The organism is Pandoraea sp. ISTKB (assembly GCF_001721285.1).
GTDB classification, from domain to species: Bacteria; Pseudomonadota; Gammaproteobacteria; order Burkholderiales; family Burkholderiaceae; genus Pandoraea; species Pandoraea capi.
In genome coordinates, this window is the sequence record NZ_MAOS01000088.1 from 1 (window position 1) to 3,701 (window position 3,701).

At 59.0% G+C, this 3,701-nt stretch carries 4 protein-coding genes; 1 reads left to right on the plus strand and 3 read right to left on the minus strand.

The annotated features are described in order from the left end of the window. Nucleotides 1–47: 47 nt before the first annotated feature. Both A9762_RS25995 and A9762_RS26000 read right to left on the minus strand, forming a co-directional pair. Nucleotides 48–776, minus strand: a complete 729-nt coding sequence (locus tag A9762_RS25995; protein WP_069344870.1) for a haloacid dehalogenase type II — start codon at nucleotides 774–776, stop codon at nucleotides 48–50. 140 nt (nucleotides 777–916) lie between these two features. Further along, entirely contained in the window at nucleotides 917–2,341 is a 1,425-nt protein-coding gene (locus tag A9762_RS26000; RefSeq protein WP_069344872.1) for an FAD-binding oxidoreductase, read from the minus strand. Between the two features lie 410 nt (nucleotides 2,342–2,751). On the opposite strand from A9762_RS26000, the gene A9762_RS26005 reads away from it, so the two are divergent. Then, on the plus strand, nucleotides 2,752–3,453 hold the full coding sequence (locus tag A9762_RS26005; protein WP_170836335.1) for a GntR family transcriptional regulator: 702 nt from the start codon (nucleotides 2,752–2,754) through the stop codon (nucleotides 3,451–3,453). Between the two features lie 92 nt (nucleotides 3,454–3,545). Here A9762_RS26005 and A9762_RS28335 read toward each other — a convergent pair. Beyond that, the coding region (locus A9762_RS28335) for an NAD(P)(+) transhydrogenase (Re/Si-specific) subunit beta (protein WP_170836336.1) at nucleotides 3,546–3,701 on the minus strand (156 nt) is incomplete at its 5' end.

A 3,701-nucleotide genomic window follows, 5' to 3' on the forward strand; every position in this document is an offset into this window, starting at 1 on the left:
GGCCTCCGGATTGACGTGGATTGTCGAGACCCCTCCGATCCAACGGCTCAGCGAGCCAGTTCCGCCTTGTGCGCTTCGGCCAGGGCGGCCATGCTCTCGAAGCGGAAATCGTACTTCGGCGTGCCGGGCGGAGGCATCGTCGCGCCCCAACCGGCGTCAGCGTGGCGGCGATCGATCCAGGCGGACGCCAGATCGAAACCGTTGGCCGGCGCGTGGTCGTGGAACAGGCTCTGCGCCGTATGCAGCACGTCGGCCTTCTGGAAGCCGAAGTCGGTGCCAAGACGGCCGAGCATGTACTCGAAGTTGCGCGGATCCGGCTTGTACGAGCCGATATCCTGCGCCGTGTAAATGGCATCGAATTCGACGCCGAGTCGTGCATTGCTTCCGCGGAACGAAAGACGGTCCACGTTCGACAGAATGACGAGCTTGTAATGCTGCTTCAGATATTGCAGGGCTTCGACCGAGTCCGGGAAAGCCGGCCAGTCGGGTACGGACGCGCCGAAAATGTTGGCTTCTTCATCAGTCACACCCACGTTCCATTCGTTGGCCAGACGGCGGTACACCGTGCCGAGCAGGATCGAGTAGGCGAGTGCCGGGGTGCGGAGTTCCTGGTCGGCCTCGTGACGAGCAAAGATCTCAAGGACCTGATCGCGAGTCAGGCCGCGCTTGCCTGCTTTCTCGAGCAGTGGCGACAACCCGTTGAAAATTCCGGATTCCCAATCGATCAACGTGCCGTAGCAGTCGAACGTGAGTACCTTAAAGTCACTTAGCTTCATCATCGCTCCTGAGTGAAAAATGTCTGCGACGGCTTGATAAGAAGAGAATCGCAGGATTTGAGTGAAATTGTCCATATCGGCAGATGACCGACGACGCGATGTCTTGCTCCGCTATCGTCAGTCTTGTCGGCATCTGCGGTCTAATCCGGCAAAACGGGCAGGACCTTGCCCGGGTTCAGCAAGTTGAGCGGATCCAGTGCACGCTTGACGGCCCATGCCATTTCCAGTTCTTCCCGGCTTCGCACCGTCAGCAGTTCGTCGCGTTTCGCGATACCTACGCCGTGTTCCGCAGAAATCGAGCCGTTCAGTTCGCTGGCTGCGTCGTCGATGATCTGTGAGATGGCGGCGCCATGGGTCTGGACAAACGTCTGCGCAGCGACATCGGCCGGGCGAAGGGGATTGAAATGCACGTTCCCGTCGCCGACATGCCCATAGACGATCATCCGGGTGGCTGGCTCGCGGGTGAGCACTTTGGCCGTGGTGTCTCGAATGAAGTCTGGAATGGAGGACAAGGGCACCGAAATATCACACCGCACGCTGCCACGCGCTTGCGTTTGGGCATCCGATATTTCTTCGCGGATCGTCCAGAAGTCGGCGGCTTGTCTGGCATTGGCGGCTATCACGGCATCGGTGGCATGGCCGGCCGAAAGCGCGTCGGACAGCACCGAGACGAGTTGCGCTTCGGCATCCTCCTGATCGGCATTGGACGACGTTTCGACCAGGACATACCAGGGGTGCGGTGTCTCGAGCGGCGACGGACGATCGTTCAGATGCGAGAGCACCAATGCCATGGCATCGGACGAGATCAGTTCGAACGCGCTGACGTCGGTGCCGAGGCGCTCGCGAATCCGCTTGAAGATCGCCAGGGCGTCCTCCGGGCTGTGGGTGCCGAGAAACGCACTCGATACCGTGCGAGGTATGGGGAACAACTTCAGCACCGCGGCGGTGATGATGCCCAGCGTTCCCTCGGAACCGATAAAGAGATGCTTGAGATCGTATCCCGCGTTGTCTTTGCGCAAGCCGCGCAGTCCGTTCCAGATGCGGCCGTCCGGCAAGACGACTTCCAGTCCCAGAACGAGATCGCGCATATTGCCGTACCGCAGAACGGCGGTCCCGCCTGCATTGGTCGAGAGGTTCCCGCCGATCTGGCAACTGCCTTCCGAGCCAATTCGAAGCGGAAACAGTGCACCGACACTTTCGGCGGCGCCGCGCGCCTGACTCAGGGTGACGCCGGCGGAAACGGTCATCGTGGCATTCATGGGATCGATGGCGCGAATCTGATTGAGGCGTGCGAGCGATATCACGATTGACGCGCCTGTGGCGTCCGGTACGCTGCCGCCGAGCAGCGAGGTGTTTCCGCCTTGCGGGACGACCGAGATGCCATTGGTGTAGCAGTAGCGCATGACCGCGCTAACTTCGTCGGTATTTCCCGGCCGGACAACGGCTAACGATTTGCCATGAAACACCTGGCGGTAGTCACTCTCGAACGTCGCAGCGTCCGTGCCGAGCAGCATGTTGCTACCACCGACGATGGTTCGCAAATTGTCGAGATGTTGATCAGCCATGAGCGTTGTGCCGGGAATCGAGTGTTGACGGTCGTCTGACTGGGCGTCGCATGCCATGCGAGGCTCAGGATTGATGACAGCTTATGATCTTCCCGTTCGCGCAGATATGGCGAAAGCGTAGGAGAAATGGGGGGGTAAATTCGTGTGGCAACGACCAAAGTCTGCTGAGAGCGGGGTCCCGCGCTCGTCAGCGTTGGCAAGCGTCATGCACGCCTTCAGCGCTCGCGTGTCTTTCGAGGGCGATGTTCGGGGGGCAGTATGTTCATGGTGGCAAAGAACTTGTGTCGGGCGGCGTGGGATACTGGATTCGGCCTAATGTATACTTCCGCTAACTCCTCTCACCAACGCGAGTCGCCGGACGCCACTTGTCGGTATTGGCTGATTCGTCCAACTCTCTCTCAACAGCTAACGTGAATACGGTCACCGAGTCTCATGCGGTTCTGAGCAAGCCGAGCCACCTTTTTGATCAGGTGCACGATCGTCTATGGGATTTGATCATCAAGGGGGAGGTTCAGCCGGGTGAGCGTCTCAAGGACGTGGAGTGGGCGAACCGGCTGGGCGTGAGTCGAACGCCGGTCAGGGAAGCCATGCGGAAGTTGGAGCAAGAGGGTGTCCTGCTGCCGCTTTCTGCCGGCGGATATCAAGTCAAGATGGTCAGCAATCGTGACATGGAGGAGTTGTACACCTGTCGTGCGGCGCTCGAGCATCTGGCAACGCTCGAAGCTTCGCGCAGACTCGATCAGACTGGCGCTGACGCATTGAACCGGCTGCTGGCGCTCACCGACGCAGCGATTTCGCGCCACGATCTCGACGATGTGTTTCGACTCAATAGCGCATTCCACAAGGCGATTTTCGAGTACGCCGAGAATAATCATCTGATCTTTCTCTGGGAATCGTTGAACAAGCTCGTTCTGTTCTACCGCTCGGCTTTGTTGAATAAGGTGAAGCAGCGTCCGGAGCTATCCGATGCCTATCTGAAACGGCTCTCCGTGAAGCAGGAGGCGCATAGAAGCATTGTGAAGGCGATGGTGGAAAAGCGACACGCGACGGCAGCGGAATTGATGGAAGCCCACGTGCTGGCGAGTATTCAGGAACTGGCCGAACCAACGTGATGTTTTTTTGAGCTCACGTGAAACGACAAGCCCCCGGAAGCGATTCCGGGGGCTTGTCGTTTGTTGCGAGGCTATCTGCCTGTGCTCGGGTGTCAGGCGACTTGTTTGACCATTTCCTCGACGACCTTCTTCGCGTCGCCGAACACCATCATGGTCTTGTCGAGGTAGAACAGCTCGTTGTCGAGTCCAGCGTAACCGGCGGCCATCGAACGCTTGTTGACGATGATCGTCTTGGCCTTGTAAGCCTC

Coding starts and splice junctions, on each gene's coding strand:
- A9762_RS25995 (WP_069344870.1), bottom strand. CDS start 776: ATGAAGCTAAGTGACTTTAAGGTACTCACGTTCGACTGCTACGGCACG.
- A9762_RS26000 (WP_069344872.1), bottom strand. CDS start 2,341: ATGGCTGATCAACATCTCGACAATTTGCGAACCATCGTCGGTGGTAGC.